The organism is Coprobacter fastidiosus (genome assembly GCF_030296935.1).
In the GTDB taxonomy this organism is placed as follows: Bacteria; Bacteroidota; Bacteroidia; order Bacteroidales; family Coprobacteraceae; genus Coprobacter; species Coprobacter fastidiosus.
Genome location: NZ_AP028032.1, coordinates 2,416,759 through 2,434,747 on the forward strand (window position 1 = coordinate 2,416,759; position 17,989 = coordinate 2,434,747).

At 38.6% G+C, this 17,989-nt stretch carries 12 protein-coding genes; 8 read left to right on the plus strand and 4 right to left on the minus strand.

All coding sequences use genetic code 11. The features are described 5' to 3' along the window. Positions 1-64 precede the first annotated feature (64 nt). Genes QUE35_RS09560 through QUE35_RS09570 form a run of 3 tightly spaced genes read left to right on the plus strand, consistent with a single transcriptional unit; the run spans position 65 to position 4,010 of the window. The gene (locus QUE35_RS09560) at positions 65-1,924 is read left to right on the plus strand and encodes a DNA topoisomerase IV subunit B (protein WP_022600180.1); all 1,860 of its coding nucleotides are present in this window, start codon (positions 65-67) and stop codon (positions 1,922-1,924) included. Then, positions 1,908-2,384, plus strand: a complete 477-nt coding sequence (gene coaD / locus QUE35_RS09565) for a pantetheine-phosphate adenylyltransferase (RefSeq protein WP_009318454.1) — start codon at positions 1,908-1,910, stop codon at positions 2,382-2,384. The genes QUE35_RS09560 and coaD overlap by 17 nt, the downstream gene beginning before the upstream one ends. 30 nt (positions 2,385-2,414) lie before the next feature. Next, the gene (locus tag QUE35_RS09570) at positions 2,415-4,010 is read left to right on the plus strand and encodes a S41 family peptidase (RefSeq protein ID WP_022600182.1); all 1,596 of its coding nucleotides are present in this window, start codon (positions 2,415-2,417) and stop codon (positions 4,008-4,010) included. 151 nt (positions 4,011-4,161) lie between these two features. Here the strand turns inward: QUE35_RS09570 and QUE35_RS09575 are convergent, their stop codons facing one another. The 3 genes from QUE35_RS09575 to QUE35_RS09585 are packed head-to-tail and all read right to left on the minus strand — an operon-like array spanning position 4,162 to position 6,845. Then, entirely contained in the window at positions 4,162-5,304 is a 1,143-nt protein-coding gene (locus QUE35_RS09575) for an endonuclease/exonuclease/phosphatase family protein (RefSeq protein ID WP_022600184.1), read from the minus strand. Further along, complete coding sequence (locus tag QUE35_RS09580; RefSeq protein ID WP_022600186.1) at positions 5,288-6,160, minus strand: rhomboid family protein; 873 nt, start codon at positions 6,158-6,160, stop codon at positions 5,288-5,290. Before QUE35_RS09580 ends, QUE35_RS09575 begins: the two co-directional genes overlap by 17 nt. Further along, entirely contained in the window at positions 6,144-6,845 is a 702-nt protein-coding gene (locus QUE35_RS09585) for a rhomboid family intramembrane serine protease (RefSeq protein WP_009318458.1), read from the minus strand. Before QUE35_RS09585 ends, QUE35_RS09580 begins: the two co-directional genes overlap by 17 nt. Before the next feature lie 209 nt (positions 6,846-7,054). Here QUE35_RS09585 and QUE35_RS09590 point away from each other — a divergent pair, with 209 nt between their 5' ends. Continuing rightward, a complete protein-coding gene (locus tag QUE35_RS09590; protein WP_009318459.1) occupies positions 7,055-7,327 on the plus strand; it encodes an HU family DNA-binding protein in 273 nt (90 codons plus the stop codon). A gap of 243 nt (positions 7,328-7,570) precedes the next feature. Then, the gene (gene argS, locus QUE35_RS09595) at positions 7,571-9,364 is read left to right on the plus strand and encodes an arginine--tRNA ligase (RefSeq protein ID WP_009318460.1); all 1,794 of its coding nucleotides are present in this window, start codon (positions 7,571-7,573) and stop codon (positions 9,362-9,364) included. An 85-nt stretch (positions 9,365-9,449) separates the two neighbouring features. Here the strand turns inward: argS and QUE35_RS09600 are convergent, their stop codons facing one another. After that, entirely contained in the window at positions 9,450-13,463 is a 4,014-nt protein-coding gene (locus QUE35_RS09600; RefSeq protein WP_022600189.1) for a hybrid sensor histidine kinase/response regulator transcription factor, read from the minus strand. Between the two features lie 481 nt (positions 13,464-13,944). Here QUE35_RS09600 and QUE35_RS09605 point away from each other — a divergent pair, with 481 nt between their 5' ends. The 3 genes from QUE35_RS09605 (at position 13,945) to QUE35_RS09615 (ending at position 17,978) form a co-directional block, all read left to right on the plus strand. Then, a complete protein-coding gene (locus QUE35_RS09605; protein ID WP_022600191.1) occupies positions 13,945-14,988 on the plus strand; it encodes a glycoside hydrolase family 130 protein in 1,044 nt (347 codons plus the stop codon). Between the two features lie 10 nt (positions 14,989-14,998). After that, entirely contained in the window at positions 14,999-16,261 is a 1,263-nt protein-coding gene (locus QUE35_RS09610; RefSeq protein ID WP_286260705.1) for an MFS transporter, read from the plus strand. 106 nt (positions 16,262-16,367) lie between these two features. Beyond that, the gene (locus QUE35_RS09615; protein WP_229088580.1) at positions 16,368-17,978 is read left to right on the plus strand and encodes a hypothetical protein; all 1,611 of its coding nucleotides are present in this window, start codon (positions 16,368-16,370) and stop codon (positions 17,976-17,978) included. Positions 17,979-17,989 lie beyond the last annotated feature (11 nt).

Here is a 17,989-nt window from a genome sequence, read left to right on the forward strand (position 1 = left end):
AATTCATTATTTCGCATTATCTTTGTATAATACGAAATTTAATTGGAGAAACAGCAGTTGTAATATGGAAGAGAATATAATATCCACCGCCGGACTGGAATATGGTTCGGATACAATACGGACACTTGATTGGAAGGAGCATATTCGTCGTCGTCCCGGTATGTATATCGGGAAGTTGGGGGATGGAACTCACGCCGACGATGGTATTTATGTGCTTCTTAAAGAGGTGCTTGATAACGCAATAGATGAATACATGATGGGGTACGGTAAGCAGATCGTCATCGATATAGACGAAGTTTCTGTGACTGTACGGGATCATGGCCGCGGGATACCTTTAGATAAAGTAAAGGATGTTTCTTCTAAAATGAATACCGGTGCTAAGTATGATTCTAAAGCTTTTAAAAAATCCGTAGGGTTAAACGGGGTAGGTATAAAGGCTGTAAATGCATTGTCCACAGAATTTTATATTTGTTCTTACCGGGACGGAAGATGTAAGTCTTTGTTGTATAATCAGGGTAATGTCGTAACCGATTTTCCGGAAGAACCGACTTCTGAAGAGAATGGAACATTAGTGCGTTTTGTCCCTGATGAAACGATATTCAAGGGATATAAGTACAAAGATGATTTTATCGAGTCATTGTTGAAGAATTATGTTTATCTTAATTCCGGTCTGACAATTTTGTTTAACGGACGTCGCTTCCATTCAAAAAACGGTCTTGTCGATTTGTTGAATGAAAAAATGACGGCAGAACCTCTTTATCCGATCATTCACCTGAAAGGTGATGATATAGAAGTCGTGATTACGCATATCAATCAGTACGGGGAGGAATATTATTCTTTTGTTAACGGTCAGCATACGACACAAGGCGGAACGCATTTGACTGCTTTTCGTGAAGCGGCTTCCCGTACGATAAAAGAATTTTATAATAAGAATTTCGATTATTCCGATATTCGTAACGGGATCGTAGCGGCGGTAAGTATTAAAGTGGAAGAACCTGTTTTTGAATCTCAGACTAAGACGAAACTGGGCTCGCGGGATATAGGCCCTGAAGGTCCTTCGGTAAGTAAGTTTATCGGTGATTTCTTGAAAAAAGAACTTGATAATTATTTACATAAGAATGCAGAAACGGCAGATGCTTTGTTAAAGAAGATATTGGAGTCGGAAAAAGAAAGAAAAGCAATAGCCGGAGTTACTAAGTTGGCAAGAGAACGTGCCAAAAAATCGAATCTTCACAACAAGAAACTTCGGGATTGTCGGGTACATTATAATGATACGAAAGGAGACAATGTCGATCAGTCGAGCATCTTTATTACAGAGGGAGATTCGGCTACGGGATCTATAACTAAAAGCCGGAATGTCGAGACTCAGGCTGTATTCAGTTTACGTGGGAAGCCGTTGAATTCGTATGGTTTGACGCGTAAAGTCGTATATGAAAATGAAGAATTCAATTTATTGCAGGCGGCATTGAATGTAGAGGACGGCATGGACGGTCTTCGATATAATAAAATTATAATAGCAACAGATGCCGATGTCGACGGCATGCATATACGGTTATTGCTGATAACATTCTTTTTGCAGTTTTTCCCGGATTTGATTAAAAAAGGTCATGTTTATATTTTACAAACGCCTCTTTTTCGGGTGAGAAATAAGAAAGAGACTTATTATTGTTATACGGAAGAGGAACGAATCAACGCAATATCGAAACTTGGAAGCAGTGCCGAAATAACCCGATTTAAAGGATTAGGAGAAATTTCTCCGGATGAGTTCCGTCATTTTATAGGACCGGATATGCGTCTTGATCAGGTTTCTTTGAAAAAAGAAGACCTCGTGAAAGATTTACTGGAGTTTTATATGGGGAAAAATACGATGGAACGCCAGAACTTTATAATTCAAAATCTTGTTACAGATGAAGACCTCTCTTAATAAGCGGATCGCTATATTTCCGGGAACTTTTGACCCGTTTACAATCGGACACATGTCGTTAGTCGAACGGGCATTGAACATGCTTGATGAAATAGTGATCGCCATAGGTGTCAATGAAGCTAAAAGTCAATACTTCAGTGTTGATGAACGTGTTCGTATGCTTGAAGATTTGTTTCGGTCAAATCCCAGAGTGAAAGTCCTTTCCTATAATTGCTTGACTGTGGATCTTGCTCGTCAGTGTCATGCTGGTTTTATTTTGAGGGGAATTCGCTCGGTGAATGACTTTGAGTATGAAAAAACGATTGCAGATGTGAATCGGAAAATATCGGGAGTGGAAACTTTGGTTTTATTTACAGAACCAGAACATACTCATATCAGTTCTACAATTGTTCGGGAATTATTAAGATACGGGCGTTCGGTAGATGAGTTCTTGCCGGATGGGCTCGTTCTTAGCAGATAAAATAAAAATAAATATAAGAAATTTTTAAGGATGAAAAGATTTATATATGCCATTGCGTTATTTCTGATTTTTTCGGTTTGCGCAAAGGCTCAAAGGCAAACGGATGCTTCTAAAAAGCTTAGTTTAGCTGCCTATGTGATTTCTACTCTATACGTAGATGATGTTAATGAGGATAAATTGACAGAAGATGCCATACGAGCTATGCTGGAACAACTTGATCCGCATTCTACTTATCTCGATCCGCAGGAAGTAAAGGATATGAGTGCATCTTTAGATGGTAATTTCGATGGTGTCGGCATCCAGTTTACCATGACAAACGATACGTTATATGTCATACAGACTGTGGCGGGAGGACCTTCTGAAAAAGTCGGTATTTTGGCAGGAGACAGGATTGTCGAGATTAATGACACCGTTGTTGCAGGTGTAAAAATGAGCACTAAGGATATTATGACTCGTTTACGAGGTAAGCGGGGAACGAAAGTTGATGTTACAGTACTTCGTAAAGATGTGCCAGATCCTATTCCGTTCAGGATAACAAGGGATAAAATTCCCGTTTATAGTATCGATGCTTCTTATATGGTCGATAAGCATACGGGATATATTCGTTTAAGCCGTTTTTCGGCTACCAGTGTACAGGAGTTTGTAGAGGCGATGTTAAAATTGCGTCGTGCGGGCATGAAGAATCTGATTCTCGATTTGCAGGGGAACGGAGGGGGATATTTGAATACGGCTGTAAAAATTGCAGATCTATTGTTGGCAGATGATAATGCCTTGATTGTTTATACAGAGGGGAGGCGTTCTCCTCGTACGGAGGAGAAAACATCTTCTAAGCATTTATTTCCTGACGGGAAATTAGTCGTGCTTGTAGATGAAGGTTCTGCTTCTGCTTCTGAGATTGTTTCAGGAGCGATCCAAGATTGGGACAGAGGTGTAATCGTAGGTCGCAGGACATTCGGAAAAGGGCTTGTGCAACGTCCCGTACCATTACCGGACGGTTCTATGATACGTCTTACGACAGCCCGTTATTATACTCCGTCGGGACGAAGTATTCAGAAACCTTATACAAAAGGCGAGGCAAAAGCATATAATGAAGATCTGATTAACCGTTATAATCATGGCGAATTATCAAATGCGGACAGCATTCATTTCCCGGATTCCTTAAAATTTTATACATTGAAAAATAAGAGAGTCGTGTATGGGGGTGGAGGGATTATGCCGGATTATTTTATCCCTATCGATACTGCCCGTTATACGGATTATCACAGGGATATTGCGGCTAAAGGTCTAATAAACCAAGAAGTTACTTCTTATATCGATCGTAATAGAAAAGAGCTGAATGCGAATTATAAGAATGTGGATAAGTTTATTGCGACATTCGAAGTAGATGAAAAGATGTTGCAGGATCTTAAGTCGCTTGCTGAGAAAGAAAAGATAAAATATAATGAAGAGGAGTTCCAGAAATCTCTACCTTTGATTAAAGCGCAGTTAAAAGCTCTTATCGCTCGTGATTTGTTCGATATGTCTGCTTATTTTAAAATTATGAACCAGTATAATGATTCATATCAAAAAGCCCTTGAACTTATTGGGATGCAAGAGGCGTATGAACAACTTCTGAAAGGCAAATAACCGAAATATCAAAAAGCTTGTTTACAATACGGTCAATACGTCTTTTTTGAGTCGAAAACCGATTGTTGCATTTGTTGTCGGGAGGGCTCTTCGTGTATATGAATGTTGTTTTGAGATCGATAAATAGAGATGGATTAGAGTAACTTGCTTCTCATTTGTCAGTTTCGTTCCATTTTAAAATAGCTTTTACAGGATAATGGTCAGAATATTTCACTTTATCGATATGTGTAGAAAGGGATTGTAGTCCTTTTCCGTAAAGAATATGATCTATTCTGAACCAGAAGCCGTTGGCATGATAGGTAATTCCCGGCCCTAATCCGGTAGAAACGTACGAATCTTTTAGTTTCCCTCTGATTTTTCGATACGCATAAGATTGCGGGGTATCATTGAAGTCACCGCATACAATGATGTTTGAGTCGGTTTTATGGATGATTCGTGCTATACTGTCGGCTTGTAGTGCCCGTTTGCGAAAAGCTGCCCCCATTTTTGTCATCAAGCGATCTTTAAATTCCGGAAACAGTTCTGTATCATCTATATGTTTCATCATATATGCGTAAAGCTCCCGGTCATTCGAAGTGAATTTGTTAGACTCCAGGTGATTATTTATCAAAGTCAAGATGCGTCCGTTAATTTTTATTTTATAAATGCATGATCCGTTGTAGGAACTGTCATATTTTATGTCTGTTATTTCTTGGAAAGGATATTTCGAGTAACAGGCAATTCCGGATTGTGAATAAGGCGTCTTATTTCCGGGTGTAAAATGTTTATATGGGTATTCCGAGAGGGCAGAATTAATTTGGTCTAAAGAAATCTGATTTTTGGAATTACCGAATGAGAATTCTTGCATGCAAATAATGTCGGCTTTTGTGTTCTGTATATAAGAGATAATCGAATTGGGAGAATCATCTGTATGTGGCGTATAGTTGTCGAAGTTATGTACGTTGTATGTCAATAATGTCAGTTTTTCCCCCTCTGTAACAGCTTCGTCCGATTCGATATGTATAGGGGTATAATTCCATAGACCGTTCCAGCAGGCGATTAAAGCGATGATGGAGATTAAGGCGGAATGATGTCTTTGGATAGTCCAGAATAAAATAAATGTAATGTTTGCTGCCAATAATACGGGAAACGCCAATCCTAAATAAGAGGCGAAAATTATTTTATCCGGAGGAATAATATATGCATAGGCCGAAGCGACTAATGCTATGGCAAACAAAAAATTGATAAAAGATCCTACAGTCAAATAAGTAGCACGTAACCAGCCCATTCTGAACGTTTTATTTTTTGCTTGCATCGAATAGTTTTTTCTTTTCTTCGGTTGTCAGAGCACTGTATCCCGAACGTTTTATTTTATCGAGGATAGCATCGATATCCTCTGTCTCTTTTTGCTTACGAGTACGGTATTCCATATCGCTTTCGGGACGTCTGTATTTTATTTTAATTTTCGGACGGGGCTTAAACAGGACAACGATTTTGTCGATTAATGTATTAATGAATCTTGTTATGTCTTTTCCTTGTTTCCATCGATATGCGAAAATAAATCCGAGCATAGCTCCTCCGAGGTGAGCGATGTGTCCTCCTGCATTTTGGGATGTAATGCTGATCGCATCTAATAATACGGTAATTAATGCGATGTATTTCAATGAAACTGCTCCGAAAAAAAACAATGATATTTTGAAGTCGGGAGCATAAACGGCTGTTGCAATGACAATGGCCAGAACTGCAGCCGAAGAACCCAATAAGACTCCATAAGTAGAAGAGAACCATGGAATCAGATTATATGCCAGCAGATATAGCCCTGCTCCGGAGAGTCCTCCCAATATGTAAAGTCCTCCCATTTGTTTCTCACTGAAGAAGTGCAGGAATAGCTGTCCGAACCAATATAGCCAAAGCATATTGAACAGGATGTGCAGCAGGTCGTATTGCAGAAACATGTAAGATAAAAGAGTCCACGGACGCCATGCCAATATTGATAGGTTTGACGGAAGCTGTAAATAGGATAGCAGCGGATTTATATCTGTACCGGACAACGTTAAAACAACCCCTGTAAGGCGTACGATCAAAAATACTGCTATATTTATGAATATTAATTTTATAAGAAGTGATCCGGTATGATACTTTATTGCCAGATCTTTAAAAATATTGCCCATTTCCAATACCTTTTTTACGCCAATATTTTATAACGATATATCCGAATAACATTCCTCCAAGGTGGGCGAAGTGGGCAATATTGTCTCCGCTGAAATTGCTGATACCGAAGAATAGTTCCACTGCACCGTAAAAGATGACAAAATATTTTGCCTTTATCGGAATAGGAATGAACATGATATATAGAGGGAGATTGGGAAATAACATTCCGAATGCCAGAAGAATTCCGAATACCGCACCCGAAGCTCCGATAGTGATTATTCCGTTTAGTATCATCCGGGTTTGTTCCCAGCCATAAGCAGAAACGGCCTGTGCAATTTCATTGTGCAGGCTGATGTACCATGTAAGTTCCTGTACGAGACCCGCTCCGAATCCTGTAATCATGTAGTAGGTGAGGAAACGTTTGCTACCCCATACCATTTCAAGAGTACGTCCGAACATGAATACCGAGAACATGTTGAAAAATACATGTCCTATCGATCCCGGATCGTGCATAAACATGTAAGTAACTAATTGCACGGCATTAAAATCTTTTGCTGTGAGATAATGTAGCCCTAAATATTCGACCAAGTTAATCCCGAATTTAGGCAAAACGATTGTTGCCAACCAAACCAAAAAGTTTATGATAATAAGGTTCTTAGTTACCGGAGGAAGTGCGCTGAAAAAATTTTGTCGTCCTTGAAACATAGAATTTTTTTATAATCGATTTTACTTGTAAGCTGCAAAAATAGAGATTATTTCCTGTTTTTTGTGTCCTAAAAGCTCCTGATTATATTTTTAATCGGATTATTTTACTTTTTTTATTTCTATTCTTTGTTATTTTGTTTTTAAATAATATATTTGCGTGACTATCAAACGGCTTTTGTCGTATAGTAAACCTATTAAAATACAGCTTTATGAACAAATCAGAATTAATTAACGCTATTGCTGAAGAGGCAGGCTTGGCTAAGACCGATGCGAAGAAAGCATTGGAAGCATTTATTTCTACAGTATCTAACGAATTGGCTAAAGGCGAAAAGATCGCTCTTATTGGATTCGGAACGTTCTCAATCAATGAAAAAGGTGAAAGAACAGGTATCAATCCTGCTACAAAACAGCAAATTACTATTCCTGCCAAGAAAGTGGTTAAGTTTAAAGCCGGTGCTGAATTGGCAGATAAAGTAAAATAATATTTTACTTCGAACTTAAAAAAAGAAGGGACTATCCGAAAATAAGGATTGTCCCTTTTTTGTGTTTTATCGTATGCCTGTTCATCGCAATAAAAGCATAGAATACGGTTTAAATTTTGTCTGATTCCTTGTTCAAAGGATATTGCTTCGAATGTTTTTGTGTGGTAAAATCATTAAGCATCCTATTTAAAGTATTATCTTTGTACCCGTTAAAGAATTCGATAGAAAAAAACGGATATAAATATGAAGATTGAGAATAAGATTGCCGAAGCTGTCATTTCTGCGCTGAAGGCTTTGTACGGGATCGAGCCGGAAATGTCGGCGATACAATTACAAAAAACGAAGAAAGAATTTGAAGGGCATTTGACTCTTGTCGTTTTTCCGTTTTTAAAGGCTTCTCATAAAAATCCTGAAGCGACTGCTACGGAAATCGGTGAATATCTGATTAAAAACGAACCGGCTGTCGCATCATTTAATGTGATTAAAGGGTTCTTGAACTTGGTGATTGATTCTACATGCTGGATAGAACAATTGAATGAAATAGCTTCTGATGCCCGGTATGGAATAAAAGAGCCGGAGCGGGACGCTCAATTGGTAATGATAGAATATTCTTCTCCTAATACAAATAAACCGTTACATTTGGGGCATGTACGTAATAATTTATTGGGTTACAGCATTTCTGAAATCTTGAAGGCAAACGGAAATAAAGTCGTGAAGACCAATATCGTAAATGATCGGGGGATTCATATTTGTAAATCGATGCTTGCCTGGGAAAAGTGGGGAAACGGTGTCACTCCCGAATCTTCCGGTAAAAAAGGAGATCATTTGATCGGAGATTTTTATGTGCTTTTTGATAAGCATTATAAGCAGGAAGTTGCCGAATTACAGGAAAAAGGAATGACGAAAGAAGAGGCTGAGGCTTCTTCCCCGCTTATGGCAGAAGCTCGGGAAATGCTTCGTAAGTGGGAAGCCGGAGATGAGCAGGTGCGTTCGGTATGGCGTATGATGAATGATTGGGTATATGCCGGATTTGATGAGACTTATCGGAAGATGGGCGTGGATTTTGATAAAATCTATTATGAATCGCAAACTTATCTGGAGGGAAAGGAAAAAGTTCTTGAAGGTTTGGAGAAAGGAATTATGTATCGGAAAGAGGATGGTTCAGTATGGGCTGATCTGACGGCTGAAGGACTTGATCATAAATTGCTTTTACGTGCCGACGGAACTTCTGTTTATATGACTCAGGATATAGGTACGGCCAAGCTCCGTTTTCAGGATTATCCCATCGATAAAATGGTATATGTTGTGGGGAATGAGCAGAATTATCATTTTCAGGTACTTTCTATTCTATTGGATAAGCTCGGTTTTAGCTGGGGTAAAGATCTTGTCCATTTTTCTTATGGAATGGTCGAATTGCCTGAAGGTAAGATGAAGTCGCGTGAAGGTACGGTCGTCGATGCCGATGATCTGATTGAAGAGATGGTGAATACAGCACGTGAGACTTCTTCAGAATTGGGTAAATTGGATGACTGTACGCCGGAGGAAGCAGATGCTATTTCGAATATGGTGGGTCTTGGAGCTCTTAAATATTTTATTTTGAAAGTCGATCCCCGTAAAAATATGACGTTTAATCCGAAAGAGTCTATCGACTTTAACGGAAATACAGGGCCGTTTATTCAATATACACATGCTCGTATATGTTCGGTACTGCGTAAGGCTGCCGAGTCGGGTATCGTTTTGCCGGAGACTGCAAATGAGAAAGTCGTCCTTTCTGATAAAGAAATATCCTTAATTCAGAATTTATCGGAATTTCCGGCTGTCGTTTCAGAGGCTGGCAGTCAGTTCAGCCCGGCTATTATAGCTAATTATATTTATGATCTCGTGAAAGAGTATAACCAATTCTATCATGATTTCTCAATCTTACGGGAAGAGAATACCGAGATTCGAGATTTCCGGCTTATTCTTTCCAGAAATGTAGCTAAAGTTATAAAAACCGGCATGAGTTTGTTAGGAATAGATGTTCCTGATCGTATGTAGAGAAATGAAGAAATAGAAGTGCCCCCCTAAAAGTTTGACAAAAAGCTTTTAGGGGGCATTTCATATTGGTACGAACCGGTTCGGTTTATTTTTGAGGGTCTTGCTCACCTGTATTCGAGACTGTCATTCTATATTCCTTTGGGGTTGCGTGATATAGTTTTGCAAATTCCCGATAAAAATGAGCTTTATTTTTGAATCCGCAATCGGCCATGATTTCTTGTACGGTTTTGGATGTAGTTCTCAGCCGTTTCTCAGCTTCCTGCAAGCGAAAGCTACGTATAAAGTCAGCAGGAGTCTTATCTGTCAGTTTTTTTATCTTGCGGTATAGTTGCACTCTGCTTATTGCCAGATCTTGAGATAAAGAGTCTTGATTATAGGTCTCATTATCTAAATTTTGTGATAGATATTCGAAGGCCTTGTTCATGAATTCTTTATCTTGTTTGTCTATTAATTTCCCGTTGAATTGTTCGGCGTATGCAAGAGGAGATTCCATATAGTGTTTTACTATTTCTTTATTTCCGAGCATACGTTCTACTGCAGCTTGCAGATGAGCAGGATGAAAAGGCTTTCCTAAATACATGTCTGCTCCGTATTCAAGTCCCTGAATCTGACTTTCGACCGACATTTTGGATGATAATAGTATGACCGGGATGTGTTTGGTCGTAATGTCGTTTTTTATTTTTTGTAAAAATGTGAGTCCGTCCATAACCGGCATTAAAACGTCGCAAATAATGAGATCGGGCAGAAACTTGTTTATCTTGTCTAAAGCATCTTGTCCGTTTTCGGCTTCTATTACGGAATATGAATTTAGAGTTTCGATAATAAATTGCCTTATTTCTTCTTGGTCATCGATAACGAGGATGTTTTTTGTTTTCTTTTCAGATACATCGGAAGAAATCGAATATTGTTGTTGATGACTTTTTTCCTGAGTTTTTTTGTCAACTTTATTGTCGGGCGAAATTGTTACGGTGAAAGTCGTGTATTCATTTATTTTGCTATCTACGACGATATTTCCGTTCAGAAGCTTGACCAAATCTTGACACATGGCTAAGCCTATGCCATTACGGGTGTATATTCCCTTAGATAATTGATTCTCGAAATTATCGAGAACTTTGAACCTATTAAATATCAGAGGAATATGTTGGGCATCTATTCCTGTACCGCTGTTGGTGCAAGAAAAACAGAGCTCATTCTTGGCGTTAACGAACAGTTTGATTTCTATTTTTCCGTTTTTTGGAGTATATTTAAATGCATTGGACATAAGATTGAAAATAACTTTCTCTAAAGCATCTCTGTCAACGATCCATGCCGGAATATCGGGACGAATGTCTAATTGGATGTTTATCCTTTTCTGGTCGGCGATATCAAGGAAATTGTCCAAAGTATATTTAATCAGTTCAGGAATATCTATCGGTTCGAAATGCAGAGTTAAATGTCCGGTTTCTGCTTTACGGAATTCCATTAGTTGTTGTATCTGATTTCGCATTCGTTCTGCATTCTTTTTGATTACGCTTAGGTAGTTCCGGTTCTTTTCACTTAGATCGGGAGTACTCATCATTTTTTCGCAAGGACCGTAAATTAGGGTTATAGAGTTCGAAAATTCATGAGCGATATTGGTGAAGAAACGAAGTTTTGCCTGATGAATTTCTTCTTTTTTTTGTGTTTCCAGTTTCTCCAATTCAAGATTGTGTTGCATTTTCAATCGATATTTCTGAAATCGGAAAATGAAATATGCCAATAATAGGATAAGAATCAGATAAACTGTATATGCATATCCGGATTTGTACCATGGCGGTGTAATTTTGAACGGAAATGAGAAGCTGTCCCTGTTCCACTGATTATCGCTATTTGTATAAGCAACGTTCAATTTGTAGTTTCCGGGAGATAGATTTGACAGGATGATGTTCCGGTTATTGCCAATATAGATCCAATTTGCCGGTTTCTCTCCATCTCGGGTTACTTTATAAGCCATCTCGCATTTGCTGTTCGTTATATAGTCTAAGATAGAAAAATGAAAACTCAGTGAATTTTGTTTATAACTGATAGGATGATCATTCTTTAAATTAAGTGGTTGATCGATATTGTCTATTTTAAATGAATTTAAATATAGTGGCGGATTATAATTGCTCATTCCGATTTGGTCGGGGTGAAATACACTGAACCCGTTTACTCCTCCGAAATAGAGTTCTTGTCCTTCCGAAAATGAAAGGTATGCTCCGTCGGAGAATTCGTTATCCTGTAACCCTTCGTTATAAAAATAGTGTACGAATTGTTCTTGTTCGGGATTCATTCTGGAAATGCCTTTATTCGTACTGATCCATATATGATGGGTGCGGTCTTCTAAAATTCCGTGTATGTTACTATTTGCCAGTCCTTCTTTTTCTGTATATCGTTTAATCCGAACTTTTCCGTTTTCTTCCGTTAACAGGTTTAAACCGGCAGTCGTTCCCGCCCAAATTCTTTTTTTATTGTCTATATATAAGCATATTACGTCATTGCTGCTTATTGTGTTTATATCTGATTTATCGTTTTTATACGCAGTAAAATATTCCCTTTTTATGTTCATGCGATTTATCCCGCCTCCCCGCGTTGCAATCCAGAGGATAGAATCTCCCTCTATTGCGAGTGAGTATATGACGTTATTATTGATGCTGTTGTTGCTTTGAGAGTTATATTTATAGTGTTTGTAATTTTTTATCTCGTATTCTCCTTTTGGGGTGCGGAAAATCGTCATTTTGAACAGTCCGTTACCGCTTGTCCCTACCCATAAAGTTGAATCATCGGCTTGCAGTAATGCGTAAACGGAGCAAATTTGCCGTATATTGAATATTCTGTTTGACTTCAGACTTTTTATTTTTTTCTCTTGAAAAGAATAGTAATTTAAACCTTTATTGTCCGTTCCTATCCAGAAATCTTGATTCGGACCTTGCGCTAAGGAGAATACCGAGTTGTTTATGAGACCGTCGTCTGTTGTAAATTTACGGGCTTGTTGTAAAGTAGCCCCTAAATACGTAATGGAGATGACACCTCCGCCTTTCGTTCCTATCCAAAGTTTGTTTTCTGCATCTTTGTATATTGCCCTGACTGCGTAATTTCCGAGTTCGGGAATATTATTGCTTGTAAAAGTGTTGAAATAGTTTTGTGGGGGAAGAATACGGTAAATGCCTTGTGAATCAGTACCTACCCATAATATATCTTGTGTACCGGAATAGACTGATAAAACCGGAATACCACTTAATAGGATCGATTCTGTCTTGGTGTGTTTGTTATATTGAATTAATCCGGTATTTGTAGCAAACAGTATATTGCCCTCGTTTTCGAGGACTTCGTTCAATTCTCCATAAGGTTTTGATCCCCAATCAGAGAATTTTTCGGTTTGTATCGAGTAGTATCCTAATGTGTAATTTTCGTATTGAAACCATATTTTTTCTTTTTTGTCGTAGCAAAGATGCAAAAAGTCTGCAGGAGGAGTTATTTTTTGTTTCTCGGTAATTTTATCGGATTTGATTTTCAGACGGAAGATTTCATTTTTGTCATTTACAATCCATAGATTGTCTGAAGAATCGAAAAAAAGTTGTATTATATTGTTTTTGTCGATCTCGGGGATTGGGAACGGTTCGAAGTCTTCTGATTTCGTGTTGAATTTATATATACCGGACTTGTAAGAAGCGGCTAATATCAATCCTTCTGAATTGCGAGTTGCGAGAAAAGAGTGTTCTCTAAATGTCTCTTTATCTTTATATCCCAAATAATAAGGTTGGAATTTTTTTGTGGCGATGTTAAATCTGTTTATTCCGTAATCTGTCGTTATCCAAAGAATGTTTTTATTTTCTTCAAAAATTTGGCGTATTACAGGGTTTGTTATACTTGAAGAATCTTGACGGTTAGAACGATAATTTTCGAATTCAGCGCCGTTATATACATTTAGTCCATCCCATGTTCCTACCCAGATGAGTCCGTTTGAATCTTGAAAGATCGTTGTTATGGAACTATTGGACAGGCCGTCGTTATTGCTTAGGCGAAGTATTCGAGATTCGTTTGCATATAGAATTTGTGTAAAGAAAACGATATATGCGATATTGAGTATTTTACGAAGCATGGGAATGTGATGTTATTTTGACGTTGTTGAATAAGAACATTTATATTGATTTATGTATAATATGCTTATGTAAAAGAACTTATAAGATTATATCTTAATAACGAAATGAAAGTAATAATATTCTCGGAGAATAGACGTGATAAAAAATCTTTTTTGTGTTTTCATGGCTTTATTTTAGATTTTATATATCCAGTATTTTGTGTTTTCTGAGACTGATTGTATCGATGAATTGCCGTATCGGTTTACCTGTTTTATTTGAAATGCAATTTCAGCTTTTTAGTGGAGACGAGAGTATCTTATTGTTTCAAAAAAGTATACAAACGTGACATATTTAAGAAAAAATCTATGTAGATACCTTTTTGAAATAATAAGATACCGGTAACGAGATACACCCATTTACATTTGCTTGTGAGTTCAGGTCGTTTGATAAGCCTGAAAAACACGAACGATGAAAATTTCATCACACTAAATATAATAAATTATGGATATAGCAAAGAGAAATCCTCAGAATCCGATTATGCGACCTAGCGATCTGAAGCCGGGAATTGAAGGTATGGAAATAGTATGTTTGTTGAATCCCGGGGTTTTCCGATATAATAATAAGATATGGTTGTTGCTTCGTGTTGCAGAGCGTCCTAAGCAAATCGAGAATAAAATCAGTTTCCCGATTTATAATAAAGACGGGAAAATAGAGATTCTCTCATTCGATAAGAATGATCCGTCTCTTGATGCTTCTGACCCGAGAGTAATCGGTTATCAGGGAAAGAATTATCTGACGACTCTCTCTTATCTTCGGTTTGTATGTAGTGAAGACGGAGTTCATTTTCATGAAGATCCTTCGTTCCCGCCTCTTTTCGGACGTGGCGACCTGGAAGCATTCGGAATCGAAGACTGTCGTGTTGCTACCATGGAAGATGGCTTCTTCTTGACTTTTACCGAAGTTTCTTCTGTTGCTGTCGGAGTCGGGTTGATCGAAACAAAAGATTTTAATAATTACATTCATCATGGTATGATTTTCCCTCCGCATAATAAAGATTGTGCTTTGTTCGAGGAAGAAATTAATGGAAAGTATTATGCTTTTCATCGTCCGAGTAGTCCGGAATTAGGAGGGAATTATATTTGGCTGGCCGAATCTCCGGACAGAAAACATTGGGGAAACCATAAATGTGTCGCTACCACACGTGAAGGGAAATGGGATTCTGCACGTGTAGGAGCCGGTGCTCCTCCTATCCGTACTGAAAGAGGTTGGCTCGAGATCTATCACGGTGCAACACATGACCATCGCTATTGTCTGGGAGCATTGCTTCTCGATCTGAATGATCCTTCAAAAGTCATTTCCCGTAGTGAAGAACCTATTATGGAACCTATTGCAGATTATGAACAAACCGGTTTTTTCGGGAATGTCGTTTTTACGAACGGACATTATGTTGATGGTGATACGGTTCATCTTTACTATGGAGCGAGTGATGAGGTAATTTGTGCTGCGACTTTGTCTGTAAAAGAAATATTGAATACTTTGAAATAAGAAGGATATTATGTTCGGAAAACTGACAAAAGAATACGAGGTATTCAAATCCGTACCTCATGATCTGCAGGTCCTTCTCGGCACGAACATGCTTTATGCTCTTGTTCTGCCGATTGTAGAAATCTTTGTGGGCGCCTATATTATGAGGAATACTAATAGTCCGGCATACGTAGCTCTTTATCAATTGGCTATGTATGTGGGTATCGTATGTACATCGGTCGTAAACGGATTTTTGCTTAAGCATTTTAAGGTGAATATTTTGTATTGTATAGGCATACTGCTTAGCGGTATATCTATGGTGGGGATGATGGCGATTCATAGTTTGGGAATAACAGAATTGTCTGTAGCAGGATTTGTTATGGGGGCAGCTTCGGGATTTTTTTGGACAAATCGTTATCTGTTAGCTCTTAACTCGACTAAGGATGATAATCGGAATTATTTTTTCGGACTTGAGTCTTTTGCTTTTACAATCGCATCTATTATTGTCCCGTTAGGGGTAGGGGCACTTATAGCCGGTCTTTCAGGCCGTCATTTATTGGGAATCGACATCGATATAAATCTTTCTTATCGGATTGTGACCTTTTTGGCTATGGGTATTACAGTGATTGCTTGTTTTGTCTTATCTCGAGGGAACTTTGAAAATCCGACCCAGAAAACGTTCCTCTATTTCCGTTTTCATCCGCTATGGTACAAACTACTCTCTTGGGCAGCTTTGAAAGGCCTTGTTCAGGGATTTTTGGTAACAGCACCGGCCATTTTAGTGTTAAAACTTGTTGGAGAGGAAGGCTCTTTAGGTTTGATTCAGAGTATTAGCGGCGGTATTACTGCTATACTTGTTTATGTATTGGGCCGGGTTACAAAACCTAAGCACCGGAATATCGTATTCGGTACGGGATTGTTTATCTTTTTGATCGGTACGCTTTTTAACGGTATTCTTTTTTCTTCGACCGGTGTTATTATCTTTGTCCTTTGTAAGGTCGTTTTTCAACCGTTGCATGATTTAGCCTATTTCCCGATTATGATGAGAGTGATTGATGTTGTTTCAAAAAAAGAGCAACGCAATGAATATGCCTATATATTGAGCCATGAGTTCGGCTTGTTTGTCGGGAGGGCTTCAGGACTGATAATCTTTTTGTTTCTTGCTTTCGGAGTATCAGAAGATTTTGCGCTTAAGTATGCGCTTATTATCGTCGCATTGTTGCAATTATTGGCACTACCCTTAGGAAATCATATTATCAAACAATCAAATTTGCTGGAAAATGAAAATAAATAAATTTTTTCCTGCCTTATTCTTTGGAATTTTATTTGTATTTCCGGCATGTCGGGAAACAAATTTCGGAGATCCGGTAAAACAGGTTTCGATTAGTCGTATCGATCAGATGCCTAATCTCCCAGAGCCATATAAGATTCTGGACTGGAGAAAAAAAGCTCTTGATTTTGATGCTTATGTATTTAATTTCGATACACGCATTTGTGGAAATCCGGTTATTTGGCTTGACAGCGCTCAACGGAATATTCCTCAGACGACATTCGGACTTTATACGGCAGTGAATGATTCACGTCAAGGGCCGAAAAATAATAACGGAGAGTTTCATGAAAGTTTAAACTCTTTGGCTGCGTTGCTCGGTGGAGGATTGGTCGGAATAGACAAAACTTCTCAGAATGGGTATAATTATGTTAAAATGGTACAGAACTATTTTAATTCGGATAACGGATGGAATATCGTAATGAACAATACTTGCCCGGAAGTTGCGTTATTAGGAGGCGGATATGGTCGAGATTGGTGGTACGATGTCTTTCCGAATGTTCTTTATTATGCCGTGTGCGATGTCTTTCCGGGAGTCTCCGGAGCTGATTCGATCCAACATGTTATTGCGGAGCAGTTTTGTAAGGCCGATTCTGTGCTAAATGGGAATTATGATTATTCTTATTTTGATTATTCCCAAATGAAAGGGATGGTTAATAATATCCCGCTTCAGCAGGATGCCGCAGGAGGTCATGCTTATGTGCTGTATGCCGCCTATAAAAAGTTCGGAGATCCGCGCTATTTGCAGCATGCCAAGTCTGCATTAGAAGCATTACTCTCCCAGAAGGAGAGTCGGTTTTATGAAATTCTTTTACCTATGTCGGCTATTGTTGCTTCTCGGTTGAATGCAGAAGAGGGAACGCAATATGATGTAAAGAAGATACTGGACTGGACATTTGACGGATGTCAGAATCCTAATGGAAGATATGGTTGGGGTGTGATGGCCGGTCGCTGGGGAGATTATGATGTTTCGGGACTTCAAGGCAGTATTTTGGATGGAGGAGGATATGCCTTTTTTATGAATAGTGTAAAATTGACGTGGCCGTTAGTACCGATGGTCAAGTATGAACCTCAGTTTGCTACGGCTATCGGAAAATGGATGTTGAACAATGTAAATGCCTGCCGACTTTTTTATCCGGGAGAAATCGATGATGAACATCAGTGGTTACCGGAGATGAAGGGTCTTACTGATAATAATATTGCTTATGAAGGATTGAGGAAAACAGATTGTTACGGTAAAGAATCTTTGAAAGGTATCGAACCTGTCGCTTTAGGAGACGGGCCTAATTGGACTCCCGCTAATCCGGCGGAAAGCATGTTCAGCTTGTATAGTACCTCTCCGGTCGGTATTTTGGGAGCAATGGTTTCTGAAACTTCGGAATCCGGAATTTTACGCATAAATTGTAATACTACCGATTTTTATTCAGAACGTCCTTATCCTGTGTATCTCTATTACAATCCGCATGCTGAGAATAAAGTTATCGGTTATTATAGTGAGGAAAAAGTCGACCTGTTTGATATAGTTACCAAAAAGTACATAGCTCGTGGGAAGAGTGGATCTTTTGAGATCGAGTTACCGGCATTGAATGCCAGTGTAATTGTAGAGTTACCTTCGGGGATGAAATTACGGTCGGTTGACGGTCGCATTGTTACCAAAGATAATCATGTCATTAGTTATAAATAATATACGTTAAC